We start from the raw sequence: 26,029 nt of genomic DNA, 5'->3' as shown, positions 1-26,029 counted from the left end.
TGAGACAGATTCTTCATTACAGATTCTCAAGCTTCTCAATTGCAGCTTTCACACGGCGGATTGTCTCATCCTTGCCAATGATCTCCATGATCTCGGTAGCGCCTGCCGGTGTCATCTGCTTACCTGAAACAGCTGTACGAAGAGGCCACATTACATAGCCGTTCTTGTAACCTTTCTCCTTGACAAATTCACTTAAGGAAGCGAACAGCGGATCATTGGTGTAATCCTCCTGAGCTTCCAGAAGCGGAAGAACTTCTTTCAAAACTGTAAGAGAAGTCTCTTCGTTTGTTTTCATTTTCTTATGGCAATACATAGATGCATCATACTCCGGAACTTCCTGGAAGAAATCAATCAATGCCGGAATGTCAGGGAAAGTTTCGATTCTGGTCTGAACCATTCCTGCAATTTTCTTAAAGTTAAAGTCTCCCTTCAGAACTTCCTTCATGTATGGAAGTGCTCTTTCATAAAATACTTCCGGATCCATTTTCTTAATATACTCGCCATTCATCCAGCGAAGCTTGTTAATATCAAATACAGCCGGAGATTTATTAATGTGATGATAATCAAATTTTTCAATCAGTTCCTTGAGACTGAAGATCTCGTTATTATCTGCCGGACTCCATCCCAGAAGTGCAACATAGTTTACAATTGCCTCGGAAACAAATCCCTGATCCAGAAGATCCTCATAGGAGGAATGTCCGGAACGTTTGGACAATTTGGCGTGAGTTTCATCCGTGATCAGCGGACAATGTACATAAACCGGAATATCCCAGCCAAATGCCTCATAGATACGGTTATATTTCGGGGAAGAGGAAAGATATTCATTGCCTCGTACTACATGTGTGATTCCCATAAGATGATCGTCTACAACGTTAGCAAAATTATAAGTCGGATATCCGTCAGATTTGATCAGGATCAGATCCTCAAGCTCCTCATTGTTTACTGTAATATCTCCGTAAATTACATCATGGAAAGTGGTAGTTCCCTCTGTAGGCATGTTAAAACGAATTACATGTGGCTCTCCGGCATCCAGACGGCGCTGAACTTCTTCCTTGGAAAGCTTCAGGCAGCGTTTGTCATAAATGGAAATCTCCTTGCCTGCTACCACGCGCTTCATGCTCTCTAATTCTTCCTTCTGGCAGAAACAGTAGTATGCGTCGCCCTGGTCTACAAGCTGTCTGGCATATTTCATGTAAATCCCCTGTGCCTGGCGCTCACTCTGTACATATGGGCCATATCCACCGTCCTTATCCGGACCTTCGTCATGAATAAGACCAGTCTTCTCCATAGTACGATAAATAATATCTACAGCGCCCTCTACATAGCGCTCCTGGTCTGTATCCTCAATACGGAGAATAAAATCTCCGCCTTCATGCTTTGTAATAAGATATGCGTATAACGCAGTACGTAAATTTCCAACATGCATTCTGCCAGTAGGGCTTGGTGCAAATCTGGTTCTGATCTTAGTCATGTCTTCTCTATTCTCCCTGTTTATTCTTTCTTATCTTCTGCTGCCATTCCGTGATGGCAATTGCCTTTTCACATTATATACCTAATCCATTCAAAATGTCCATAGAAAAAATCCCCCTGAAGCCCAGCCTCAGGGAGATCGTTACGTTCACTCCGTTCACCGTAACGCGCTTCGCGATGCACAGAAAGACGAACCTTCTTGTGACAAGCACAAGAAGTAGCGTTTGCTGCGCAAACTTAATTCTCGGGTTTTCTGTGAACTTTGTTCACAGAAACACCTCGCGGAATGTTACCAGTGAACAGTAGCGGGAGATCATCATCTGCGAAAAAAATTAAGCATCGATTCCTTTATCTCTCAGATAGTCGATCACATCACCAACTGTGTTCAGCTCTGTAAGCTCCTCTGCCGGAATCTCGATGTTGTACTCGTCTTCCAGAGCCATAACAAGCTCGAAGAGGTCAAGGGAATCTGCTCCCAGGTCATCCTTGAAAGAAGTATCTGCTGTAATTGTCTCTGCGTCGCAGTTAAGCTGCTCTGCGATCATTTCACTCATCTTTTCTAACATTGCTCATTCTCCTTTAATAAATATCTCGAAAACCGGCTTCCATCAGCCGTATGTCATACACTGCGGAAAGTATATAATCTGCTGGCTCATTTGTCAAGAGAATTATAGGATAAATTCCGGCTCCTGGAATTTAATCTGTCTGGCCACACTTAAGGCCAGTCCCATCTCCGCCATCAGGAACAAAATGGAGGTACCTCCATAGCTGATAAATGGCAATGTGACACCTGTGTTTGGCATGATGTTCAGCACAACAGCCACGTTCATAATAACCTGCAAAGCGATATGTACAAAAACGCCGCTCACAAGCAGGGAGCCAAACATATCCGGTGCATTCTGTGCAACAAAAAACAATCTGTACAACAGATAACCAAACAACGCCAAAACCATGATCGCGCCAAAAATCCCCAGTTCTTCACAAATAATGGAAAATATCATGTCATTCTGTGCCTCAGGCACACTTCCAAGCTTCTGAATACTGTTTCCAAGACCTCTGCCAAAGAAACCTCCTGAACCAATTGCATACAAAGCCTGCAGAGTCTGATAGCCATCTCCGCTTGCATAATCCTCCGGATGAAGCCATACCTGAATACGACGTAAACGGAAGTTAGAGCTCTGATCCATATGGGAAAGACTGTATACCAGGATTGCCACCAGAATAACCGCAACAACAGCAAGGATAACAAATGGTTTTGTTTTTGGATGTGCAATAAACACCAGACCTACGGTAATCCCCAAAATAATCATAGCAGTACTCAGGTTATCCGTAAACACATATGCAAACAGGGCCTGAATGCCGCCCATTCCCAGAAGTACCATAGTAGCTTTCAGGGTTTCCGCTCTCTTTCCAATTTTGACGATCAGATAGGACAATGTGATGATCACTGCAATCTTTGCAATCTCTGCCGGCTGAAACTGTACCCCAAGCTTCAGCCATCTTCTCGCTCCATGAGAGGTGACTCCCAGGGGAGTCTTTACCAGCACCATGAGAACAGCGGCTACTACATAGATCAAAAACGGAAATTTCGCCAGAATATGATAATCAAAATAGGACACTATAATTGCCAGCACAAGACAGCCGATACTGTACATTGCCTGTTTTTTGAAATAGAACATATCGTCCCCTTCATTAATCTGAGCCATGTAAGAGCTTGTACTGTAAAGCATGATCAGACCAAAGCACATGATCAATATGATTACTGCGACCAGATTAAAATCATAGTAATCTGATTTCGCCTTTTTCATTTTGATCTTGGACTTATAGCCAGGACCTGCCTTTTTCTTTCCTGACCGGATACTTGCTTTTTTCTTTTTCGCAATATCCACTTTATCACCTTTTTCTGTTCATTTTTATATAAACTCTTTTATTTCCTTAATTGTTTTTCATTATAGCAGACTCTTTTTGCAGGTGCAACCAAAAGGTGCTGTTACTCCGTGAACGATAACGGCTGCAGGGCTTATCCCGTAATAGAAAAGAGCAGGATACTCTCCTGCCCTTCTCTGTTTCCTTATAGAAATTTATATCTGACCTGCTTAAGATCAGTCTTCACTGCCATCATCGAAGCCTTCTGTTTCAATAATGAACTTCACGTTGCCACTCATGGAAGCATCTTTTCCTGTGAAGGATGTATAAGCAGCATCATCAGACTGGAGTGCTTCCAGGCGATCCAGAACACTCTGGAAATCATCTTCCATAGTATCTTTCAGTTTCTTGATACCCTCATCGTAGAACTCTTTCTCACCATCCTTCAGATCTTTTGCTCCATCCTTCAGATCCTTAGCTCCGTCTTTCAGATCTTTTGCCCCATCCTTCAGGTCTTTTGCTCCATCATCCAGGGTCTTAGCTCCGTCTTTCAGACTGCTTGTTCCGTCTTTCAGAGTCTTAGCTCCGTCATTCAGCTCCTTAGCTCCATCTTTCAAAGTCTTGGTTCCGTCTTTCAGATCTTTTGTTCCGCTTACTAAAGAAGATGTACCACTCTTCAATTCACGAGTTCCATTATTAACACTGTTTGCACCGCTTCTTAACTGGGAAGCTCCGCTTCTCAGATCTGCAGCACCGTTCTTTAGCTGTGCAATACCGGATTTTACCTGTCCACTGGCTGCTGCTAATGTACCTGCTCCGCTTACAAGGCTCTTGGTTCCTGCTGTCAGCTGGGATGCTCCACTGTTCAGGGTATCACTGCTTGCTGTCAGCTGAGAAGCTCCGCTTCTTAGTGCCACACTGTTTGCTGCAATCTGACCAACACCAGTTACCAGCTTGCCGGTTGCTTTGCTGATTGAACTGATACCTGCATCAAGGCTCTCCTTTGCACTCTTTAATGTACTTGCGCCACTGAGAAGTGCTGTTGCATTGGCATTATCCTTGCCCTGAAGGGTATTGATTCCATCTGTAATAGTCTTCTCACTGTTAAGGATCTGATCTGCTCCGCTTGTAAGTGTCTCAGCAGCCTTGGTATCCTGTAACTGTTTATAGCCAGCCTGAAGCTTCTCATTTCCTTCTGAAATCTGTTTAGCACCTTCCGCTAACTGATTCACAGAATCTGTCATGGAAGAAAGATCTCCAAGTCCTGCAATCAGACTGCTTACTGCTGTCAGACTCTCTCTTACCTGCGTTCCGGCTGCTTTCAGATTTGATGCTCCTGTAGATAACTGACCTTCACCTGCTTCCTTCAGCTGTGCCATTCCACTGTTCAGAGAATCAGCACCTGTGCTCAGCTGTGCGGCTCCTGCATTTGCGGTCTGGGCTCCTGATTCAACAGCAGCTGCACCTGCAATCAGTTTATCTGCTTCACCAGCTAAAGTTGAGGAGCTCGCTGATGCTGCTTCTGAAATACTGCCCGCTGCACCTTCCAGGGTGGACGCAATGGCATTTAAGGATTCCTGAACACTGCTTCCGTTTGTCTCAGCCTGGACAGCTACCTGTGACTGTGCCTGAATGTTACCTAGCTCACCCTGGGCGGCAGAAGCATTTCCAAGACCTGCATTTAACTGCTCGATTGCAGAATTAATAGCTGCTGCAGTTCCTTCGTCAAGTCCCTCTGTTCCAAGTGCTCCCTGTAAAGTTGCGATTGCACTGCTCATAGAGCTCTGGGTTGCACTGATTGCACCAGCGGCAGCATCTGTAGATACCCCTGCGGACTGTGCAGTAACCGTAGTCTCAATCTGGGCAGCTGCCTCATGGATACTTGCTGCTGAATCCTTCATTGTCTTAGAGGCACTGTCGCCGATCTGACTGATTGAATAGCTTGTTCCTTCTTTTAATTTTCCAATTCCGTCTTTTACCTGAGTTGCACCGGAAACAAGAGCCGCTGTACCATCAGTCAGGCTCTTTGCACCCTCTGCAACACTTGCTGCTCCAGAAGCAGCCTCACCTACTTTTCCAACGTATTCCGTTACACCGTCAGCCAGGGAATCAGCTCCATCTGCATACTGATTCAGGCTCTTCACCATTGTTTCCGGCTTTGCAGCTGCTACATTCTTGGCAATTTCTGTAAGTTTTGCAGAAGCAGCGCTGATTCCTTCTGAAGCCTGCTGGATTCCAGGTGCCAGCTGTCCTACCCCTTCAACCAGTGCAGATGTTCCACTTACATAGTCCTTGGTTCCCTGTGCCAGGGCACTTGCACCGCTTACATAAGTGCTTACTCCGTCAGTCAGCTGAGTTGCACCATTTACATAAGCGGTTACACCGTCTGCCAGCTGATTTCCACCAGCCACATATTTGTTCACACCATCTGTCAGGGATTTCATTCCTTTATTATACTCTGCCATGTTGCTGTTTACAGTGTCAACACCTTCTGTGTAGCTGTTCACACCAGAAGCCAGTGAATCCACCCCTGCAGTATACTGGGAAATACCGCTCTGCAGTGTTTTTGCACCGCTGTTTAACTGGTAAGCACCAGTCTTGGCACTTGCCACACCAGCATCAAATTCATTGTAGCTGGAAGCCAGTGTATTGGCTCCGCCATAAAGCGTTCTGGTTCCATCGTACAGAGTCTTTGTTCCACTGTATAAGGAAGTAGTTCCATCATAAAGCTGACCGGCTCCTGTATTAAGAGTCTTGGCTCCGTCGTAAAGCTGACTGGCTCCGTCATCCAGATCTTTACTTCCATCATAAAGCTGGCTGGTTCCATCTTTCAGAGTCTTGGCTCCGTCATCAAGGTCCTTGGCTCCATCATAAAGCTGGCTGGTTCCGTCTTTCAGATTTTCGGTTCCATCATAAAGATCTTTCGTTCCATCATAAAGCTTCTTAGTTCCATCAAAAAGATCCTTAGATCCATCTACCAGCTTCACTGCTGCATCATCCAGTTCATCCAGAGAATCCTGAAGTTCATCCAAATCATCGGAATCCTCAAGATTCAGACTGCTGAGCAAGTCTGTAACCGCCATAGTGAAAGTATTTCCCATAGTACAGTCTGTAACATCAGCCTCCATTGTGAATCCTTCCGGAATATCAATCTTATCGGAAAGGTCACCGCTTAAATCCAGGCTGTCCTTTAAACCTGGAACTGCAACTCCTACAACCATTTCCTTGTCGCCATCGGAAATCACCTTTCCATTATCAATGGTAACATTGGAAAAATTATCGGAAGAAAGGATCATTCCGGTTACCATAACAAACGGAGAATAAACTTCTACGTCTTTTTTATCAACTTTTACTGTCTTTTTGGATTTGTTTGTATAAGAAACTTCCATACGAAGATGTCCACTCTTGCCAGCAAGCTCCTCTGGAGTAATTTCCTGGTCATCCAGATAATATTTGATCTTCATATCTACCGGAAGTTCCTTGTTGGAAGTTCCCTGATAGTAAATATCACTGCTGTCTGTATTCCAGGTAACCTTGTCGCCATCCTGGGTAAAGGTTTCATCACCTTTTACATTCTTGATTCCTTCCAGGTCAGATACATCGGATATATCTCCCTCTGCTGATCCGGAATTCTTCAGCCAGTCAGATACGGTGATGTCTTTTATTTCACCTTCTGCAGTAGCGTTTACATATACGGTTTCTTCCTTGGATACTCCATTGTCTGCTTCCTGTGCTGCAGCAATTACCGGTGTAGTTCCAAGGACGGCAGCCATTCCGGCAGCCATTGTAACATTCAGAATCTTTTTATTTCGGTTCATGTTAGCCAACTCCTTAATTCTTACTTAAATATCTGACGTCTGCAAACTCCTCTCGCTGTCCTGCAGCGTATCTGTTTTCCCGACATCAGTTAGTCATCTCTTAGCCTATGAAAGTTATACAACAAAACTGACCAGTAGTCAATATCTGCTTTTTACCCAAATCTTTTCCTGTTTTGATATTGACTTTTGGTCATTTTTGTTTAAAATAGAAATAAACCACCATAATTATCAAGAAAAGTTCAGATAGTGAAGCTATAATTGTAACAACCGACTTTTATTGCTGCTGGAAGAGACAGTAAACTTTTATTTATAGAATGTCTGACAGACATAAGCTTAGGAGGAACTGGCATGGGAAAACTGGAGTTAAATAAAAAAAGGAAGAAAAGTGCTCTGTACAACACTGCCTTTGAACTCTTTACCACTAAGGGGCTTGCCAAGACAACCATTTCCGATATTGTGGAAAATGCAGGTGTTGCAAAAGGAACTTTTTACCTCTATTTTAAAGATAAATATGATATTCGAAATAAGCTGATCTCTCACAAAGCCGGCGAACTTTTTTCCGAGGCGCATGACGCTCTGGAAGCCTCCCACATTACCGGTTTCACTGCACAGCTTCATTTTATTGTAGATAATATTCTGGACAGGCTGGAAACTGAGAGTAGTCTGCTTGGCTTTATTTCCAAGAATCTGTCCTGGGGAGTTTTTAAGGATGCGTTTCAGGAACAGGCAGATGACGATGATTTTCCATTTTTCCAGGAATATCTCAATCTTCTGGATCAATCTGATGTACAGTATGATTCCCCAGAGCTGCTTCTTTTTACCATTATTGAACTGGTAAGTTCCACAAGTTACAGCTGTATTCTTCACTCCCAGCCAGTCTGTCTTGCTGAATACCGTCCTTATCTTCATCGGACGATAGACTGTATTTTGCAGGCATTTATCCATGGAGCAGATGTTGAAAAATTATAGACTTATACATTAAAATCCTGAAGGAGACCTTACAGATGAAAGAAAAATTATATACCATTCCCCTGATGGATGCTTTTAAAGCAGAGGACGAATGCCCTTTCTGTTTTGTGGAGCGCCAGCTGGAACAGCATGCCATGGATTTCGTTTTAGGTGCCGGCGCATCTTATATGGAAGACGATGTACGGGCAGAAACTGATAAAATGGGCTTTTGCCGTACCCACTATAAGAAAATGTATGACTACGGAAACCGTCTGGGTACAGGGCTGATTCTGAAAACCCATTTTCAGTACAAAACAAAAGAACTTCATGAACAGATCAGGATTTTCGCCCCTTCCAGGACTTCCGTTTTTTCCAGATTTAAGAAGAGGAACACAGATACAGAGGCACCGAAGACTTCTCTTGGCACATGGGTAAAAGAACAGGAAGATACCTGCTATATCTGCAATTTTTATAAAGATACCTATGCAAGATATCTGGATACTTTTTTTGAACTGTTTAAAAAAAATCAGGAATTTCTCCCGCTTTTTGAAACCTGTAAGGGATTTTGCATTCCCCATTTCGGAGATCTTGTTGAAACAGCTGAAAGTGCTTTATCTGATAAAGAGAAAAAAGCCTTTTACGCTATCCTTTTCCCAATGATGGAGCAGAATATGCAAAGGCTTTCTGATGATCTGGACTGGTTCTGCGATAAGTTTGATTACCGCAATAAAGATGCGGACTGGCGTACTTCCAAGGATGCACTGCCGCGTGGAATGCAGAAAGCGGCAGGAGGATATCCGGCAGATGAGCCTTATACTATGGACAAGTAAAACCAAACAAGCTCCTGTTCGTTGCTTACGCAAATAAAGACTCCTCAAATTAACATTCTTTAGAGCGTGTTAATTTGAGGAGTTTTATATTTGTCAGTTTTCAGAACTTTCTCCAGGTATCTCTCTTAAACAAAAGTAACAGCGGGAATACTTCAAGCCTTCCTGCCAGCATATCAAAGATCATAACAGCCTTGGAAATATAAGAATACGTATCAAAGTTCCCGGTAGGTCCCACAGCTCCAAGACCAGGTCCTATATTATTCAAAGTGGCTGCGATCGCAGTGAAATTGGAAACCATATCCAGATTGTCCAGACTTATGATCAACAGTGAAATAACAAAAATCATAATATACACAAACAGGAACATATTTGTAGCTCTCACCACCTCATGGGGAATCGCCTTATCATCCATCTTGATCTTCTTCACTGCATTTGGGTGCAGATACAGCTGCAGTTCCTTGCGTGCAGATTTACACAGGATCAGAAGACGGGATACCTTGATACCGCCGCCTGTACTTCCTGCACAGGCTCCCACAAACATAAGGATAACCAGAATGGTCTTGGAAAATACCGGCCACACATTGAAGTCTGTGGTAGCATATCCAGTAGTCGTAATGATGGACCCCACCTGGAAAGCAGCCTGCTGGAAAGCACTTCCAAAGCTTGTAAACATTTCTCTTGTATTAATGGCGATAGCTACAATGGCCAGGCCAATAATCCCCAGATAGTAACGTACCTCTTCATTCTTCGCTGCCTGCATTACTTTCTTTGTCAGAAGCAGATAATAGGCATTAAAGTTGATTCCAAAAAGAATCATAAAGACCGTGATCACCACCTGATTATACGTACTGTAGCTTGCAATGCTGTCATTTTTGACACCAAAACCACCGGTACCTGCGGTACCAAAACTAAGGCACAATGTATCAAACAGAGGCATTTTTCCAATGAGAAGGAAAATGATCTCCACAATAGTCAGAATAATGTATATGGTATACAAAATCTTGGCTGTGGACTGTACCTTCGGCACCAATTTGCTGACAGACGGTCCCGGGCTCTCTGCTTTCATCAGATTCATGTGATATCCACCGGTAAGAGGCAGCAGGCAGAGAATAAATACCAGTACTCCCATTCCGCCAATCCAGTGGGTAAAGCTTCTCCAGATCAGCATACAGTGAGAAAGTGCCTCCACATTGTTCAAAATACTGGCTCCAGTCGTGGTAAAACCGGAAACAGTCTCAAATATTGCATCTATAGGATGTGGAATACTTCCTGAAATAATAAAGGGAAGGGCTCCTGCAATACTGAGTACCAGCCAGCTGAGAGCAACTGTAACAGCACCCTCTTTGGCATGGAATACTTTGCTTTTTCTTTTCCTCCTGGTAAGTGGAATTCCAATTGTGAGACAGATCAACATCGTGATCAGAAATGCCAGACCATTTTTTTCCCGGTAAATGATTGCTGTAATTCCTGGCAAAATCATAAATGCCGCTTCAAAATTGAAGATCCAGCCAAGAATATAAGATATCATGGAATAATTCATGTCCGGACTCCTTTACTTTGCAAGTATATCGTTGATATCACGAAGGCCTCTGTTCGTGGTAACAATTACAACTCTGTCTCCAATCTCCAGGGCATCATGTCCACGAGGAATGCGCACACTGCCATCCCGGTAAAGACATCCAACCAGAAGATTCTTCTTCAGATTCAGTTCGGACAATGTCCTTCCTACAATAGGTGAATTATCACAGATCTTAAATTCCAGAGCTTCTGCCTTTCCATCCAGAATGTGATACAAGGTCTCCACATTACTTCCAATGGAATTCTGAGTTGCTCTTACATACTGCAAAATATAATCTGCAGTAATGTATTTCGGGTAAATAACACTTCCGATGTCCAGACTGTCAATAATATCGTCATAGGCAAGTCTGTTTACCTTGGCAACCAGCTTGGCATTTGAAATAGTCTTTGCGAAAAGGGAAAGGAAAATATTCTCCTCGTCCATATTGGTCAAAGTTACAAAGGACTCAGCACTTTCCAGCCCCTCTTCCAGAAGAAGGGAACGGTCTGTGCCGTCACCGTTAATAATCGTAGCATCTGTAAGTTCTTCGCTTAGGAACTCACAGCGGTTCTTATCTTTCTCAATTACCTTGACTTTGATCTTCATGGCAAGCAGGGCCTTGGCAAGATAATAAGAAATAGTTCCACCTCCTACGATCACGGTGTTCTTTACCTGATGGGTCTTCAAGCCAATCTTTTTAAAGAAAACTGCTGCATTTTGCGGGGTAGCAAGAATAGAAATCACATCTCCATTCCGGATCACATTGGTACCGCCTGGAATGGTAGTATAATCTTTTCCCTCAATAGCGCAGAAAAGAATATCGCAGCGAAAGTGCTCCGTAATCTGCTGAATGCTCTTTCCATCCAGTTCAAATTCAGGCATTACTTTAAATTTCAGAAGTTCTACCTTGCCTCTGGCAAAAGTATCGATCTTTATGGCGGATGGAAAACGCAGAAGTTTTGAAATCTCCTGGGCTGCTGCCAGTTCCGGGTTGATGATCATGGTTACACCCAGACGCTCCTTGATAAAACCAATCTCCTTACTGTAAATCGGATTACGCACACGGGCAATTGTGTGGCAGTGACCAGTCTTCTGGGCGATCAGACAGCATAGAAGGTTCATCTCATCTGATACAGTAACTGCGATAAGAATGTCTGCAGTCTCAATTCTCGCTTCCATAAGAGTATTGATACTTGCTCCATTTCCAACAACGCCCATAGCATCTACTTCATCTGTAATCTCATTAATCCTGTCCGGATTGATATCGATCAGAGTTATATCAGTATCCTCTTCCTGAAGCTGCTCTGCAAGTGTACGTCCAACTTTTCCACACCCGACAATTATAATTTGCATAACTCCTCCAAATATATAAATAATAGGAAAATGTCAGGTCACAGACAAAAAATGAGTCTGTTCCTAACATTCTAAACACTGCTATTATAGCACTACTGTTTGCTTTTGGAAATAGTCATTTTCTTACAGTAAATCTTAGAGTATGTTTGAAGTTAACTGTGAACTTTGTTCACACAAAACCCGGGAAGTGCGGCGCGAAATCATGCGAATGCGTGATTTTTGTGCATCGCGAAGCGCGTTACTGTGAACGGAGTGAACAGCAACGTGTTGTTCGAACAGGTGTTTACTTTTTATTTCATATGTAGTACAATGACTTTATCTCTATAAATATACTTTATTTCATTTTCCCGAATTTGGCTTTCGCCGTTAACTTTATAAACAGGATATTTTCCCCAGAAATGGAAGGAGGCCGGTGCTTTCGCACCGGCGCGTATGAAAAAGAAAAATATTAAATTAAGAAAGACTTGGTGCTTTCTACAGTTAATAATATACGAAACAAATGTGATAAAAGTGTGAAAGACTTTTGAAAAAATCATGAAACGATTTCTGCTGTTTTTGTATAAAAAAACGAAACAATAACTCAAAATAAGGGATTTTACCAGATGAATGGACACAAATTTGAATATAAATGCGCCCGGATGCTGCGCCGAAAGGGATTTCACCATGTAGAAGTTACCAAAAAAAGTGGTGACCAGGGTGTTGACATCATTGCCTACAAACATTTTTCAAAATATGCAGTTCAATGCAAATATTATTCTTATCCAGTTGGGAATAAAGCAGTGCAAGAGGTCTATGCCGGGGGCAAATACTATGACTGCGACCGCTGCATCGTTATGACAAATGGCACTTTCACCAAGGCAGCTATCAGCGCAGCCAATAAATTAGATGTAAAGCTATGGGACAACTGCTCTATGTTAAAGAGTACAAGTCTGATTTTTGAAATAATGAGAGCAATGAATATTCTTGGAATCCTATTTGGATGTTATCTTCTAAGAAATGTTTTTCCATTTTCTTCGGATACTTATTTGCAGTATTATCGGGAATTTTCCCTGATTCTGGCTGGGCTTCTTGGCTGGCTGGGCTGGGAGAACTGGATGTTAAGTACTTTAGCTGGAGCACTGTACCTTTTCCTTGAATTTACATTTCAAGGAGCAGGCAACGTTCCTGAATTCCTGGCAGGCGGTGTAAATCTTGTATTTCTGATTCCCGCACTGATTTATTTTGTGCATGTGTATCTCTTAAAACCAAAGCCATAATAAAAAATACCATCCGTTCTTTTCACTGCACCACCAACAGTATACGTAACTATTACATTCTCTTATATAAACACATTTATATATTTTTACATAGAATAAAGGGAAAGACCTTACGGAATAAGGAAAGGATCTGTTTATGGAAAATTATCAGATGAACCGTTCGGGCTGCCGCCCTTATAATAGAACCTGCGGGATGATGAATTTCTCTCCCGCTCCACTGTCGCAAATGCGGCGAGAGACTTCTTGCAGCGAAATGAATTGTGAGTCCTCAGACTGTACCAGACCATATAAAAATTCCGGTGATTTCATACCTGTGAAGTCTTCATACAATCCGCCAATTTCCCAAACACCAAACTGCCCCTGCACTAAACCAGTTTCATCAAAAACAGATAATATGTATGAGCACCTGAAACACCTGACACCAGCAATGGCCTATGTACCATATCAGAATTTCACTTCAGCCTATGCTCTTGACTATGCCTTGTCTGTGGGCACTATTTTCCCACAGCTTTGTAAACCATTCTGTGGAAAGAGAGGTATTCGAAGATGATGAGAAAGCAGCCTTCCCCAAGATGCTCTTTTTTACAGCAGATCAATGAGGTTAGTTTCGCTGTCAATGACATGCTTCTTTATCTGGATACTCACCCTGAGGATCAAAAAGCATTGCGCTATTTTTCCGATATTTCTGACCGTCGCAACCAGCTGATGGCCGAATATGCTGAGAAATACGGTCCTCTGACCATCGACAGTGCAGCTGTAAGCAGTGAAAATGCATGGAAATGGTCTCAGCAGCCATTTCCATGGGAAAAGGAAGGAGCGTGACAGTTTATGTGGAATTATGAAAAAAGATTACAGTATCCAATCAATATCAAAACGCCAAATGCGAAGCTGGCTCAGTTCATTATGAGCCAGTATGGTGGCCCGGATGGAGAAATCGGTGCTTCTATGCGCTATCTCTCCCAGCGCTTTACCATGCCGAACCGAACCTCTGCAGCTGTGCTTAATGATATCGGTACTGAAGAACTGGCACATCTGGAGATGGTTTCCACCATGGTTCACCAGCTTACCCGTGACCTCACTATGGAAGAAATTGAGAATTCCGGGCTGGGACCATATTATATTGACCACACAGTTGGCGTGTGGCCACAGGCAGCAGGGGGTGTTCCATTTAATGCCTGCGAATTCCAGAGTAAAGGTGATCCAATCACGGATCTATTTGAAGACCTTGCAGCAGAACAGAAAGCACGCTCCACTTATGACAATATTCTCCGTGTAGTACGAAATATCCCGGAAGTTGCTGATCCTATCCGTTTCCTGCGTGCAAGGGAAGTGGTACATTTCCAGCGATTTGGTGAAGCACTTCGCTCCATCCAGGAACAGTTGGATGCTAAAAACTTCTACGCTTTCAATCCAGGCTTTGACAATCCCTGCTCTGCAAGCTGTGCACCTGAAGCAAAATAGCATATGCTGCTGGTCATAAAGATAACCGTAACAGCAATACACATCTCACAGAAAACCTTTTTTAAACACGCTCTAATACTGCCCGGCAATTGCTGGGCAGCTTCAAAACAGTAGTCAGCAGGCTTTTTCTCCCCATACCAATTGTTCGTTTACTCAACTTCAAAGTCACCACAAATATCCTCTGGAACTATATCATCGGATTCGTGCATAATACTTTTTCTTTCATACCCCTTCATAATCAAACGCCGGTATAAAACTTTCCTCCGCAGTCTCCCCTTCCTGAAAATAGCCATTTTCGATTCCAAGCTCAATGGCAGCGTCCAACACCTTTTCATACTCTCGTCTGGTCACTTTCCGATTCAGTTCCGGAAATTTCTCATTCTTCCAGACAGGCGTATATTGGTTCATTACGCTGATAAAAATATCCTCCCCATAAGTCCGGTACAGATATTTCAATACTGCAATAGAATTTTTGGTATGCCCTGGCAAAATCAGATGACGAACAATTGTCCCGCGTTTTATATATCCATCCTCCGCAAACTGACAGGGACCGGTCTGACGCATCATTTCGGCAATTGCACTCTGCGCCGCCTGCGGATAATCCCTTGCGTTGGAAAAAGCAGCAGCCAATTCAGGCTCCATATATTTCATATCTGGCAGATATACATCCACATAACCATCCAGTCTCCGGATAGTTTCCACGCTCTCATACCCACTGGAATTGTACACGACTGGAAGATTCATTTCCTTTCCTCTGGCCAGCTCCAACGCCGAAATAATATGCGGCACATAATGCGCCCCAGTGACCAGATTCAGATTTGCCGCCCCTTTTTCCTGCAATTCCAGAAAAATTTCAGCAAGCCGCTCCACTGAAATTTCTTTTCCGGAATCCCCAATGGCAATATCCCGGTTCTGGCAGAAACAGCACCGCAAGCCGCAGCCAGAGAAAAAAACAGCCCCTGATCCTTTTTTTCCTGAAATACAAGGTTCCTCCCACATATGAAGAGCGGCACGGGCAGCCCTTATAGTACTGTCCATGCCACAATATCCTCTTTTGCCCTCCAGACGATTCACATTACACTTCCGGGGGCATAAGGTACAATTCTTAAATAATTCTTCTCGCATAAATTACGAATTCTCCTCTCTGATCTTCTCGGTCAGTTCCCTTCCCCCCTGGTTATACCACTCTTCCACAAAGGTATCAAAGTAATCCATGGGCTGCTCTCCCATGATCATCTGAATAAAGGCATTTTTCTCCAGGGAAGCAAGCATGTTGGGAATCTCTCCATCCGAATCAACCAGATATGTTCTGCGCACCGAACTATAATGGCCGTCAACCAGCACGCCCACTGCTGAAATTCTGGACTTGTACGCAGCCCAGTCCTCTACAGTTACATTTTTCCCGCTCAAATACTTCATACAGGCATCATAGTAAGACTTCTCCAGTGCGCTTAAATTACTTGCCTTCTGCTTGCCGGACATTACTCTCCTGATATCCTTCGTAACATTATAAATTGCCTCATTATAATCCACATTAATAACCAGCGGTCTGGCTGTAGGATCCACATTCAAAGCAAAATAGCTGTTGATCTCATCCGCATTTTCCTCATCTTCAAACCGGCTGTAATCAAACAGAACACTGATAATTTTCATTACAATTTCCGGATGTTCGTAACCCTTTCTCACAACCACATATTTGTTGTCCCGAAAAGAAGCATAAACGTTATCTTTTTCCTGATATTCAGCAGTAAGGTAATAAGGCTCCCAGTCTGCTTCCGGATCATTCTCAGCCACATCCATAAGCGGATTATTCGGTGCCCACCAAAGTCCAAAAAACGCACCGCATTTACCTTCCACTACCAGATCACGGAGATTATTCTGAGCACGCAGGGCAAAGTTCTGATCCAGTATTCCTCTCTCATATAGCTCGTGCAAATAAGCAACGGCAGATCTGGTCTCCTCTGTCAAAGAACCATAGACAATTTCCCCGTCTTTGTCCTTGATCCATCTTCTTGGATAAGAATAAAATTTTTCAAAAACAGGTTCCACCGAATAATTCTGACTGGTAGTAGACACAAAATTGGTATCACACACAAGTCCCACAGGATCTTCCCCTTCCTCTGCTCCCATCCTGTTTTCCTGAAAAACCTGGATAATATCCATAGCCTCTTCCAGAGTCTTTGGCTCTGCAAGGCCTAGCTGGTCCATCCAGTCCTTTCTCATCCACAAAAGGCAGGGACCGTGGTCGATTACTGCTTCCGGAAGCGCCATCAGCTTACCATCAAAGGTTCCTGCACCGAGAAGCTGTGGACCATAGCTGTTATACATGGCCTTGATTCTCGGGGAGGTACAGTTTGCATAAACCTCAGTCAGATCCTCCACCATGTCATTTTCCACAAGAACATTTAAAGTCTCCCTGTCTGAAACCACCAGTACATCCGGCAAAGTGTGATCATTTACCAGCACATTCACATACTCGTCGTAGCGATCCTCCCGCTCCATATAGGCATTTTCATTCTGCACGTTCAGAATCTCTTTCAGATATCTGGTATAAGCGCTGTCTTCGTAGGTATTTCCTGCTGGAAGATTGGAATTATTGGCACCGCTCATCTGTCCTAAAGTATAAGTCACAAGCTCCGGGTACTTTCCATACGGAGTTGTGGAAGCTTTTTTCCACAATCCGCTATCTGTAGAATTATCTGTCTGGGATTCTTCTGTTTCTGTACTTTTCTCTGCATCCGTTCTGTTTTCTGCTGTCTTTTCCGTCTCGTTGTCTACAGTGCCTGGGTCAGCTGCATCAATTCCGGAATCACTGCATGATTCCTCAGAAAGCTCATAATCTGCTTCTTCGTATTCCACACCCGTTGTCTCTTTTCCCATATTTCCAGCTGCGCTATCACAGCCTGTCAATGAACCAGACGAAATCACCATGGAAAAAGTCAGTCCCAATACCAGAATTCTATTTTTTTTCTTCACTTTTTCCACCTTTCTTTCCTGTTGTGTCCTCTGTGTCTTCTTCCGGTTCCTGCAAAAACTTTTTCGTAGAAAACTCTCCGGCTGCCACAGCCTCCTCATCCGCTTTTTCTCTTGGAATTCTCATTTCTACCCTGGTACCTTGATCAATCTGGCTAAACACCTTGATTCCGTACTCCATCCCATAAAGAAGCTGCATTCTGTCATTGACATTTTTAAGACCATATCCGGAAGCCTTGTAAGTTACCAGCTTATCTGCCTCTTCCTGTTCCATTCCTGGTCCATTATCCTCCACAGCAAGAAGCACATCCTCACCGTCCTTTACAAAAAACAGTTTCAGAATCTTCTCTCCTTCTTCTTTCATGTCCAGCCCATGCTCCAATGCATTCTCCACAACAGGCTGCAGCAACAATTTAGGCACAATATCTCCTTTCACCTCCGGGTCAATGTCCCAGATCACTTGAAAATCATTGTCATGCATCACCAGCTGGATATCCAGATACGCCTTAATATTCTGAATACAGTTATCCACAGTTACCATATCCTGCCCCTTACTCAAAGCAGTCCGGTAGAACATAGATAAGGACAAAGTAACCTTACTAATTTCCCTCTGATTGCTTCGAATAGCCATCCAGTTGATAACAGACAGGGAGTTATACAAAAAATGAGGGTTGATCTGGGCAGTCAGTGCCTTCAGTTCAAACTCTTTCAACGCAATCTTATTCTCATAAACCTCATGGATCAGACGATTGATCTCGTCCATCATGCTTCGGAAGCTGCGCACCAGAAGGCCAATTTCATCTCCAGCATTGCTGTCCACCGTAACCTCACGGCTCCCCTGGTTTACCCGGTTCATGTTATCGGTAAGCTCCTCGATCTTTCTGGTAAAAAGTCTGGAAAAAGAAAGTCCCAACACCAGAATTATGGCTACACAGGCCGCAATCAGGGGAATCTCGCTGACCAGGATTCCTGACACAGAGCTGTCCACTGCTGATTGCAGCTTATACAAATAAAAAATCCATCCGCAAGCCGCGTTCTTCCGGTTTACAAAAGCATAATCTCCCTGCCCGGACTCCAGAAACTCCCTGGAGACAGCCTCTCCCGAATCCTTTTCTTCCTTTTCACCCAGCATTTCCTTCTGAAACAGAACATTTCCCCCTTTATCCAGGATCATGCCCCCGGATTCTGCAGAAATAATCTTTTCAAAGGGCTGAAAAATCTTATTATAATCCAGTGTAACGCAAAGAACTGCAGTCTGCTCTCTGCCAGTATAAATCCGCCTTACAGCTGCAATCTCCGGTATCCGGCTGTCCACCACCCACTGCACAGACACATCCTCTGCCAGTTTGTCATACCACCACTCCTTATCCACCTCTGACAAAGGCACAAGTGTATACTCATGGCGCACTTTAATACTTTCTGCAAACAACTGGATCTGTATAATAGCATCATGATAAGACTTTGGTACAGACAAAAGAGGATCTGCTACTTCTGTATATTTTCTATACGCTTGATAATTATCCATATTTTTCTCAGTGATCAGATCCTCAATATCCGGGGAATAAGTGAGATAATTCAGAAGACTGGAAAAAACTTCTATCTGGCTGTCGATTCCCTCTCCGGTCTGTTCCAGAATGGAAGACATATCCTCCATTTCTTTTTCCCGGAGCAGACTGCTCATGCGGTCATGACTATACAATACAAGCAGGATCATGGGAACCAGGCTGGCTGTCACAAGAAGAATAGTCAGCTTATGACGATATTTCATATTCTCAAATTTATTCTTTATGACTGCCGGTATTTTCATCCTCTTCACCGGTTCCTTTCCGATAGGACTCCGGGCTGCTTCCATAATATTCCCTGAAACTTCTGCAGAAATAAGAAACATTGGGGATTCCTACCTGTTCACTGACCTGTGCCACCTTCATATTGGAATTACACAAAAGCTCCTTCGCCTTTTCCATCCGAACCACACGTATAAAGCGGTTCAGGTTCATACCAGTCTCTTTTTTAAAAATAAAGCTGAGATAGCCAGAAGACAAATACACCTTCTCCGCCAATGTCTCAAGACTTAAATCCTCCGCATAGTGCTGGTAAATATAATTCTTCACAGAAGCAACTTCATCTCTGGAATCACTCATGGAACGCTCCAGAAACTCCTCGTACTCCTTAATATTCTCCTGGGTGATTGCAAGGATCTGCTTCAGATTGGTACAACTGTACAGCCGCTCTACCTCATGATCCAGCTTCCGCTCCTCAGAGAATTGATTTTCCTGAAAAAGCTCCTGGATCACATTGGAAAAAACAAATTTCACATACATGGCAGAGAAACGGGTATCATTCTCATATTTCTTCACCAGACACTCAAAATGCTTCTTCAGCTGCTCCACATCTTTGCGGGAAATGTCTTCGGAAATCTTCTCCATCAGACGGGAATCCTGTGTCTCCGCATTCACCGGCTGGCTGTCAGAGGCCTCATTATTAAACACATGCACATCTGGATGATAAAATTTCTCCTCCATGGTCTGCTCCAGCTGGGACATAATTTCAGGCAGCGCCTCATGCCCTTCAAACCGGCTGCTCACTGCAAGGTGAAAACTTGCAGAGTAATTCTGCTTCAAAATGTCATATAAATGCTTGGCAACCAGCTGATAATCGCAGTACACATCAGAAAAAAACAGCACAGACTGTCTGGTATTCAGATTCAGGTAAAAGAAATTCCGGTGCAATCCCTGCATCAGTTCCTCATCAATATTATCTGGAACATTATCAAAAAATGCCTTATCTGATTCGATAAGAATCGCACAGTGCCACTGCTCCCAGTTAGATTCATCTAAAATCTCCCCAGCTTTTTTCAACACTTCTTCATTTCCGGAATACAGGTAAGTCTGAAGAAAATACTGAAGAAGAAAATTCTTCCCTTTCTCTTCCTTCTGCTTCTTGGACCGGATACTTTGAAGCTCTGCTTTTACTTTCCCGATAGTTGTATGAAATGTATCCGGATCAACCGGCTTCAGCACGTAATCCTTCACTCCGTAACGCATAGCTTCCTGGGCAAAAGCGAAATCACTGTATCCACTAAAAATTACAATTGGAAGATTGGGATACTCTTCTCTGACCTTGCTAGCCAGCTCCAGACCGTCCATATGAGGCATTTTTATGTCTGTTAAAAGAAAATCAATCTCTTCACTTCGCAATACATTCAGTGCCTGCCTGCCATTGGCAGCCTCATGGATCTCGTATTCTCCCTCTTCCTGTGCCAGAAGGAATTTTATTCCCTCCCGCTCAATTTTCTCATCGTCTGTTATCAAAACTCTGTACATATTGGTACTCCGATCTTTTATTATATTTAACACCGGGACAACTCTTCCAACTGTCATTTATGTCCGTCTGTCAGAAAAGCCAGAAATTTCATATCGCCTGTTGCTTCGCCCCATTTTTTCTGTCTGGCGCACATGAAATCTTATATAAAGATAAAGATAGCCCCTCGCATCTCTGCAAAGAACTATCTTTATTTTAACATTCTGGTATCATATTGAAAAGGGAATAATCTCCAAATTTCTCAGGTAAAAACCGTTCTTTTACCCAAAGAAATCAACCCTTAACTGCACCTGCAACAACTCCCTCGATAATATATTTCTGGCAAACCAGATATACAACAATAATCGGGATAATGTCGATCATAATACTTGCCATCATCGGTCCCATCTGCACATGACCATAGCTTCCACGGAAATACTGGATTGCCATTGGAATTGTTTTATACTTCTTAATATCCAGAACCAGTGTTGGAAGAAGGTAATCGTTCCATACCCACATCAGCTCCAGAATTGCAGTAGAGATAATGGTTGGTTTCAAAATCGGAATCAAGATCTTAAAGAAAACCTGCAGAGGACTGCATCCATCAATCATGGCAGCTTCCTCAATTTCCAGCGGGCTTCCTTTTACAAAACCGGTAAACATAAATACTGCAAGTCCGGCACCAAATCCAAGGTAAACAATGCAAATGGTGTATGGATTATTCAGTTTCAAAGTATCTGCTGTTTTTGCCAGGGTAAACATAACCATCTGGAAAGGAACAACCATACTGAATACGCAAAGGTAATACAGAACCTTGGAAAGCAAGCCGTTTACACGTACAATGTACCATGCGCACATAGAGCAACAAAGCAGAATCAAAACAACAGACATAACTGAGATCACAAGGCTGTACCAGAAGGATTTCAGGAAATCCATCTGTGTGACGCTGGCTATAAAGTTCTGGATTCCGTTCCAGGTCTCAGATGTAGGAAACTGGAAAACACCAGATGTAGTAATTGCGGACTCCACTTTTAAGGAGTTAAACAGGATCATAACAATCGGGTAGATCCAGATAATTGAAATTACGGAAAGAATTATAGTTGGGATAATACTTTTTTTCTTATCTGCCATTATGCCTGCACCTCCTTAGATGATGTTGCACGAAGCTGGATCAACGCGATTGCAACAACCAGTACAAAGAATACAACTGCTTTTGCCTGGCCGATACCCTTCCATGCAGGGCCGCTTCGTCCGTAGAATGTATCGTAAATGTTCAGTGCCAGTAACTGTGACTGTTTTCCAGGATCTCCGCCTGTAAGGGAAAGGTTCTGGTCGAACATCTTGAATCCGTTTGTAAGAGTAAGGAATGTACAAATTGTAACAGATGGCATGATCATCGGAATCTTGATTTTAAACAGGATCTGTGATGCGGTTGCGCCATCAATCTGTGCAGCCTCAATCAGATCCGGAGATACGTTATTAAGACCAGCCACATAAATGATCATCATATATCCAATCTGCTGCCATAACAACAGGATGATCATTCCAATAAAACCATTTGTTGCAGACAACTTCAGAAGAGGCTGTCCCCACATGGAAAGCAGACCGTTTAACAGTGTCTGCCAGATATAACCAAGTACAATACCACCGATCAGGTTCGGCATGAAGAATACAGTACGGAACACGTTTGTTCCTTTGAAGCCTTTTGTCAAAGCCAATGCAATGGAAAATGCCAACACATTAATCAGAATACTGGAAACAAATGCGAATACAACGGTCAGCCAGAATGCATGACTGAAGTCACCGCCGATAAAAATTTTCTGATAGTTGGAAAGTCCAACCCAGACTACATCTTTTACAGTTGAAAATTTACAAAATGAAAGATAAATACCCCAGATAAACGGCCATAAGAAACCTATAATAAATGCAGCCAATGTTGGCAGAACAAATACCGGCCACCATTTTTTCAGAGATTTTCCTACCATTTTTCACTCCTCCTTTTCCTGTTATGACACCTTTGTGGAAGATTATCCACCACCCCAAAACATTACATCATTTTCCCATTAAAATGGGGAGGCTGTATTTCGCCTCCCCACCCTGTTCACCATTCTATAATATGTCCTGAATTTCTTCTGGACATATTATATGCTGTTGGAAAGAAATTTATTACCTGTTACGATTATTCGGAAAGAGCTTTCTCAGTTGCCCAATTGTCAACGAATGCGGAAACTACATCATCCCAGGAACCGCTTCCTGCTGCATATAATGTAAGCGCTGTACCAAGACCGTTCTTCCACTCTTCAGATGGCATTGTTGTGAAGTTCCATGATACAGGTGTAAGGCCAGCTGCTGTATACTCTGCATCCTGTTTTACAAATACGTTTGTGGGCTCCTGTGCTGTTTTGAAAGGAATTGTAAAGCCCAAGTCTTCTGACATAGCCTTTGTTCCATCCTCAGAAGTTACGCACCAGTTCATGAAATCAAGTGTTGCCTGGATATCTTCCTCAGAAGCTTCTTTGTTTACACACCAGAAGTTCTCTGTACCGGTTGCAAGGCCTTCGTTCTCATCATCAACACCGAAGTAAATCGGAATCATAGCCAGCTCGTCATCGCTGTATGTTTTGGACAATTCGCCATATTCCCAGGAACCATTCTGATAGAATACTGCATCTCCGTTGATGAACTCGTTACGGGAGTCATCTGCTGTCTTAGCGGAAAGCTCAGCTCCATCGCAGGTAGAATCTGTGATGTAAAGATCAAATACGTTCTTATAGTTATCAAGGTATGTTCCCTTGATTGCATCTGTATCATCGATGCCATCTGCCTGATACTCATAGTAGATTGGAAGGTTTGCAAGGTGTGTTTTGAATCTCCAGTCAGAGGATCCGTCCATACCAGCGCTTGTGAAAGCACCTTTCACTCCAAGCTCATCTTTTCTTGCCTGGATGTCATCAGCAACCTTCTTCAGATCATCAAAGCTCTTGATGTCATCTACTGTGTAGCCTGCTTTTTCCAGTAAGGTTTTGTTTACGATCAGTCCATAGGACTCGATTACGTATGCAATACCATCAACTGCATCACCGTCTTTTACAGTGTAAGCATCAGATGTAAGCTGTGAGTAGATATCAGATCCGGACAGATCATAGCAATAATCCTTCCAGTTCTTAAGTCCTACAGGTCCGTTTACCTGGAAAAGTGTAGGAGCATCACTCTTAGCCATCTCAGACTGAAGTGTGGTCTCATACTGTCCGGAAGCTGCTGTAACAACTGTTACCGGAACACCTGTTTCTTCTATATATTTTGCTGCCAGATTCTGCCATGCTTCATCCTGCTCTGGTTTGAAGTTTAAGTAGTAAACCTTTCCAGATGCATCATCAGCCATAACCGGTAATGCTGGTACCATAGAAGCTGCCATAACTGCGCTAAGTCCCATTGCTGCGATTTTTCTCATCTTCATAATTTTACTCTCCTTTTCTTTGAGAACCGTTTCTTAAGATGTTTATATAATACTGATTTTTCTGTTAAAAAACCATGATAAAAAATCAAGAAACATGTTCATTTTTTTAGAGAGTGATATTTGAATATGGACATTTTGTCGCAACTTGTACAAAACATTACAATTTTTATCAGATCCAGACTTTGAATAATAATTCGGGTCACAAGCCAGAACCTATTGGAAAAAGCAGTCTGTGAAACATCTCATATATGCAAAAGAGGACTGCTTGCGCAGTCCCCTTTCTCTTTCCGCATGTGCGGAGAAAAATCATATTCAAGCTTTTCCAACGGATCCGAAGATTTCCATTTTCTCTTTAACAGTAGCCTTGATTGCATCGAAGCCAGGTGCAAGAAGCTTACGTGGGTCATATCCTTTACCCTGCTGATCTTTGCCTTCCTCGATGTATTTACGTGTAGCTTCTGCAAAAGAAAGCTGGCACTCTGTGTTAACATTGATCTTGGAAACTCCAAGGTCGATAGCTTTCTTGATCATGTCTGTAGGAATACCTGTACCACCGTGAAGTACTAACGGCATATCACCTGTAAGCTGCTGGATTGCATCCAGAGTCTCAAAGCTTAAGCCCTTCCAGTTAGCTGGATATTTACCATGAATGTTACCAATACCTGCTGCCAGGAAATCGATACCAAGATCAGCGATCATCTTGCATTCCTTAGGATCTGCGCACTCGCCCATACCGATAACGCCATCTTCCTCACCACCGATGGAGCCAACCTCTGCCTCTAAGGACATTCCATGCTCTCTTGTGATCTTAACCAGTTCTTTAGTCTTAGCAACGTTCTCTTCGATCGGGTAATGAGAACCGTCGAACATGATGGATGAGAATCCAGCCTCAACACATTTCAGGCATCCTTCATATGAACCGTGATCCAGGTGAAGTGCAACCGGAACAGTGATCTTCTGCTCTTCCATCATACCTTTAACCATTCCAACAACAGTCTTATAACCAGCCATGTACTTACCAGCGCCTTCGGAAACGCCCAGAATAACCGGGGAGTTCAGTTCCTGTGCTGTAAGCAGGATAGCCTTTGTCCACTCAAGGTTGTTGATATTGAACTGACCTACTGCATAATGTCCAGCTTTTGCTTTTTTCAGCATTTCTGTTGCATTAACTAACTCATACATGATAAAATTCCTCCTATCTTTGGAAACACCTTAACTATTTCCATTGTCTGTAGTTTAGCAGATTTTTCCCCATTCGTCTACCTCTTTGCAAAAAAAATGAGTTATTGATTCTTTTTTCATTCCCCTCGCGTGTACAATATCAAAAAAACTGAAAAAATATCTTGCAAAAACTTTCTTCTTTGTATATAATAAATTCGTTCACGGATGGATTCCCGAGTGGCCAAAGGGGACAGACTGTAAATCTGCTGGCGATGCCTTCGAAGGTTCGAATCCTTCTCCATCCACTACTACTCCAGAGCATATTCGCTCTGGAGTTTTTCTGTCATACGCCAAAGCGGTTCGAATCCTTCTCCATCCACTACTACTCCAGAGCATATTCGCTCTGGAATTTTTCTGTCATACGCCAAAGCGGTTCGAATCCTTCTCCATCCACTATATTCTAAACTCCCAGATATTTTTACCTGGGAGTTTTTTATCTCTCTTCTCTGTATCAGCAGCGCAGCGCCCTGATACCAAACGTTCTTTTTTCGCCTTGAATACTCAGCCGCGAGGAGGGG

General features: G+C 43.1%; 20 protein-coding genes and 1 tRNA gene. 7 read left to right on the top strand and 14 right to left on the bottom strand.

The window, feature by feature from the left end; translation table 11 throughout:
- Window positions 1-16: 16 nt before the first annotated feature.
- The 4 genes from gltX to LIZ66_RS01550 all read right to left on the bottom strand — a co-directional run bounded on the left by gltX (window position 17) and on the right by LIZ66_RS01550 (window position 7,154).
- Entirely contained in the window at window positions 17-1,471 is a 1,455-nt protein-coding gene (gltX, locus tag LIZ66_RS01565) for a glutamate--tRNA ligase (protein WP_227200040.1), read from the bottom strand.
- A 331-nt stretch (window positions 1,472-1,802) separates the two neighbouring features.
- A complete protein-coding gene (gene acpP / locus LIZ66_RS01560; protein WP_021924300.1) occupies window positions 1,803-2,036 on the bottom strand; it encodes an acyl carrier protein in 234 nt (77 codons plus the stop codon).
- Window positions 2,037-2,138: 102 nt separating this feature from the next.
- Window positions 2,139-3,278: an FtsW/RodA/SpoVE family cell cycle protein gene (locus LIZ66_RS01555; protein ID WP_226837172.1), complete on the bottom strand. Its 1,140-nt coding sequence runs from the start codon at window positions 3,276-3,278 to the stop codon at window positions 2,139-2,141.
- A gap of 294 nt (window positions 3,279-3,572) precedes the next feature.
- Window positions 3,573-7,154, bottom strand: coding sequence for a YhgE/Pip domain-containing protein (locus LIZ66_RS01550; RefSeq protein WP_226837120.1), 3,582 nt, complete (start codon window positions 7,152-7,154; stop codon window positions 3,573-3,575).
- A 348-nt stretch (window positions 7,155-7,502) separates the two neighbouring features.
- Here LIZ66_RS01550 and LIZ66_RS01545 point away from each other — a divergent pair, with 348 nt between their 5' ends.
- Together LIZ66_RS01545 and LIZ66_RS01540 are read left to right on the top strand one after the other, a co-directional pair.
- Window positions 7,503-8,123: a TetR/AcrR family transcriptional regulator gene (locus LIZ66_RS01545; RefSeq protein WP_173718378.1), complete on the top strand. Its 621-nt coding sequence runs from the start codon at window positions 7,503-7,505 to the stop codon at window positions 8,121-8,123.
- A gap of 35 nt (window positions 8,124-8,158) precedes the next feature.
- Window positions 8,159-8,932 carry a DUF6062 family protein gene (locus tag LIZ66_RS01540; RefSeq protein ID WP_227200037.1) on the top strand — a complete coding sequence of 258 codons (774 nt, stop codon included), beginning with the start codon at window positions 8,159-8,161 and terminating at the stop codon, window positions 8,930-8,932.
- A gap of 100 nt (window positions 8,933-9,032) precedes the next feature.
- Here LIZ66_RS01540 and LIZ66_RS01535 read toward each other — a convergent pair whose 3' ends face one another.
- Window positions 9,033-10,472 carry a TrkH family potassium uptake protein gene (locus LIZ66_RS01535; protein ID WP_226837116.1) on the bottom strand — a complete coding sequence of 480 codons (1,440 nt, stop codon included), beginning with the start codon at window positions 10,470-10,472 and terminating at the stop codon, window positions 9,033-9,035.
- Between the two features lie 12 nt (window positions 10,473-10,484).
- Window positions 10,485-11,843 carry a Trk system potassium transporter TrkA gene (gene trkA, locus LIZ66_RS01530; protein WP_148462537.1) on the bottom strand — a complete coding sequence of 453 codons (1,359 nt, stop codon included), beginning with the start codon at window positions 11,841-11,843 and terminating at the stop codon, window positions 10,485-10,487.
- A gap of 602 nt (window positions 11,844-12,445) precedes the next feature.
- On the opposite strand from trkA, the gene LIZ66_RS01525 reads away from it, so the two are divergent.
- The 4 genes from LIZ66_RS01525 to LIZ66_RS01510 all read left to right on the top strand — a co-directional run bounded on the left by LIZ66_RS01525 (window position 12,446) and on the right by LIZ66_RS01510 (window position 14,560).
- A complete protein-coding gene (locus tag LIZ66_RS01525; RefSeq protein ID WP_118581084.1) occupies window positions 12,446-13,099 on the top strand; it encodes a restriction endonuclease in 654 nt (217 codons plus the stop codon).
- A 136-nt stretch (window positions 13,100-13,235) separates the two neighbouring features.
- Entirely contained in the window at window positions 13,236-13,649 is a 414-nt protein-coding gene (locus LIZ66_RS18680; protein WP_306797037.1) for a spore coat associated protein CotJA, read from the top strand.
- On the top strand, window positions 13,646-13,921 hold the full coding sequence (locus tag LIZ66_RS01515; protein WP_118581087.1) for a spore coat protein CotJB: 276 nt from the start codon (window positions 13,646-13,648) through the stop codon (window positions 13,919-13,921). Before LIZ66_RS18680 ends, LIZ66_RS01515 begins: the two co-directional genes overlap by 4 nt.
- Window positions 13,922-13,927: 6 nt before the next feature.
- Window positions 13,928-14,560 (top strand): manganese catalase family protein, encoded by a 633-nt coding sequence (locus LIZ66_RS01510; RefSeq protein WP_173719384.1) that lies wholly within the window; start codon window positions 13,928-13,930, stop codon window positions 14,558-14,560.
- Between the two features lie 222 nt (window positions 14,561-14,782).
- Here LIZ66_RS01510 and LIZ66_RS01505 read toward each other — a convergent pair whose 3' ends face one another.
- The 8 genes from LIZ66_RS01505 to fba form a co-directional block, all read right to left on the bottom strand.
- A complete protein-coding gene (locus tag LIZ66_RS01505; protein ID WP_195478292.1) occupies window positions 14,783-15,685 on the bottom strand; it encodes a radical SAM protein in 903 nt (300 codons plus the stop codon).
- Window positions 15,686-15,688: 3 nt separating this feature from the next.
- The gene (locus tag LIZ66_RS01500) at window positions 15,689-17,536 is read right to left on the bottom strand and encodes a type 2 periplasmic-binding domain-containing protein (RefSeq protein ID WP_227200035.1); all 1,848 of its coding nucleotides are present in this window, start codon (window positions 17,534-17,536) and stop codon (window positions 15,689-15,691) included.
- Window positions 17,520-19,385, bottom strand: a complete 1,866-nt coding sequence (locus LIZ66_RS01495) for a cache domain-containing sensor histidine kinase (RefSeq protein ID WP_227200033.1) — start codon at window positions 19,383-19,385, stop codon at window positions 17,520-17,522. Before LIZ66_RS01495 ends, LIZ66_RS01500 begins: the two co-directional genes overlap by 17 nt.
- A complete protein-coding gene (locus LIZ66_RS01490) occupies window positions 19,312-20,856 on the bottom strand; it encodes a response regulator transcription factor (protein WP_118581742.1) in 1,545 nt (514 codons plus the stop codon). Before LIZ66_RS01490 ends, LIZ66_RS01495 begins: the two co-directional genes overlap by 74 nt.
- Before the next feature lie 271 nt (window positions 20,857-21,127).
- On the bottom strand, window positions 21,128-21,964 hold the full coding sequence (locus LIZ66_RS01485) for a carbohydrate ABC transporter permease (protein WP_148463676.1): 837 nt from the start codon (window positions 21,962-21,964) through the stop codon (window positions 21,128-21,130).
- Window positions 21,964-22,818, bottom strand: coding sequence for a carbohydrate ABC transporter permease (locus LIZ66_RS01480; RefSeq protein ID WP_195983006.1), 855 nt, complete (start codon window positions 22,816-22,818; stop codon window positions 21,964-21,966). Before LIZ66_RS01480 ends, LIZ66_RS01485 begins: the two co-directional genes overlap by 1 nt.
- 194 nt (window positions 22,819-23,012) lie before the next feature.
- A complete protein-coding gene (locus LIZ66_RS01475; protein ID WP_227200031.1) occupies window positions 23,013-24,290 on the bottom strand; it encodes an ABC transporter substrate-binding protein in 1,278 nt (425 codons plus the stop codon).
- A 312-nt stretch (window positions 24,291-24,602) separates the two neighbouring features.
- The gene (gene fba, locus LIZ66_RS01470; protein ID WP_118581582.1) at window positions 24,603-25,472 is read right to left on the bottom strand and encodes a class II fructose-1,6-bisphosphate aldolase; all 870 of its coding nucleotides are present in this window, start codon (window positions 25,470-25,472) and stop codon (window positions 24,603-24,605) included.
- 202 nt (window positions 25,473-25,674) lie between these two features.
- Between fba and LIZ66_RS01465 the strand changes: the two genes are divergently transcribed.
- Window positions 25,675-25,756, top strand: a tRNA-Tyr gene (locus tag LIZ66_RS01465).
- Window positions 25,757-26,029: the final 273 nt, after the last annotated feature.

Source organism: Blautia faecis (genome assembly GCF_020554845.1).
Taxonomy (GTDB): Bacteria; Bacillota; Clostridia; order Lachnospirales; family Lachnospiraceae; genus Blautia_A; species Blautia_A faecis.
Note: the sequence above shows the minus strand (reverse complement) of the source record. Positions and strands in the feature narration are given on the sequence as shown.

What these genes read in the sequence shown, in the direction of transcription:
- gltX (WP_227200040.1), bottom strand. Translation starts at nt 1,471, where the DNA reads ATGACTAAGATCAGAACCAGATTTGCACCAAGCCCTACTGGCAGAATG.
- acpP (WP_021924300.1), bottom strand. Translation starts at nt 2,036, where the DNA reads ATGTTAGAAAAGATGAGTGAAATGATCGCAGAGCAGCTTAACTGCGAC.
- LIZ66_RS01555 (WP_226837172.1), bottom strand. Translation starts at nt 3,278, where the DNA reads ATGAAAAAGGCGAAATCAGATTACTATGATTTTAATCTGGTCGCAGTA.
- LIZ66_RS01550 (WP_226837120.1), bottom strand. Translation starts at nt 7,154, where the DNA reads ATGAACCGAAATAAAAAGATTCTGAATGTTACAATGGCTGCCGGAATG.
- LIZ66_RS01545 (WP_173718378.1), top strand. Translation starts at nt 7,503, where the DNA reads ATGGGAAAACTGGAGTTAAATAAAAAAAGGAAGAAAAGTGCTCTGTAC.
- LIZ66_RS01540 (WP_227200037.1), top strand. Translation starts at nt 8,159, where the DNA reads ATGAAAGAAAAATTATATACCATTCCCCTGATGGATGCTTTTAAAGCA.
- LIZ66_RS01535 (WP_226837116.1), bottom strand. Translation starts at nt 10,472, where the DNA reads ATGAATTATTCCATGATATCTTATATTCTTGGCTGGATCTTCAATTTT.
- trkA (WP_148462537.1), bottom strand. Translation starts at nt 11,843, where the DNA reads ATGCAAATTATAATTGTCGGGTGTGGAAAAGTTGGACGTACACTTGCA.
- LIZ66_RS01525 (WP_118581084.1), top strand. Translation starts at nt 12,446, where the DNA reads ATGAATGGACACAAATTTGAATATAAATGCGCCCGGATGCTGCGCCGA.
- LIZ66_RS18680 (WP_306797037.1), top strand. Translation starts at nt 13,236, where the DNA reads ATGGAAAATTATCAGATGAACCGTTCGGGCTGCCGCCCTTATAATAGA.
- LIZ66_RS01515 (WP_118581087.1), top strand. Translation starts at nt 13,646, where the DNA reads ATGATGAGAAAGCAGCCTTCCCCAAGATGCTCTTTTTTACAGCAGATC.
- LIZ66_RS01510 (WP_173719384.1), top strand. Translation starts at nt 13,928, where the DNA reads ATGTGGAATTATGAAAAAAGATTACAGTATCCAATCAATATCAAAACG.
- LIZ66_RS01505 (WP_195478292.1), bottom strand. Translation starts at nt 15,685, where the DNA reads ATGCGAGAAGAATTATTTAAGAATTGTACCTTATGCCCCCGGAAGTGT.
- LIZ66_RS01495 (WP_227200033.1), bottom strand. Translation starts at nt 19,385, where the DNA reads ATGGAAGCAGCCCGGAGTCCTATCGGAAAGGAACCGGTGAAGAGGATG.
- LIZ66_RS01490 (WP_118581742.1), bottom strand. Translation starts at nt 20,856, where the DNA reads ATGTACAGAGTTTTGATAACAGACGATGAGAAAATTGAGCGGGAGGGA.
- LIZ66_RS01485 (WP_148463676.1), bottom strand. Translation starts at nt 21,964, where the DNA reads ATGGCAGATAAGAAAAAAAGTATTATCCCAACTATAATTCTTTCCGTA.
- LIZ66_RS01480 (WP_195983006.1), bottom strand. Translation starts at nt 22,818, where the DNA reads ATGGTAGGAAAATCTCTGAAAAAATGGTGGCCGGTATTTGTTCTGCCA.
- LIZ66_RS01475 (WP_227200031.1), bottom strand. Translation starts at nt 24,290, where the DNA reads ATGAAGATGAGAAAAATCGCAGCAATGGGACTTAGCGCAGTTATGGCA.
- fba (WP_118581582.1), bottom strand. Translation starts at nt 25,472, where the DNA reads ATGTATGAGTTAGTTAATGCAACAGAAATGCTGAAAAAAGCAAAAGCT.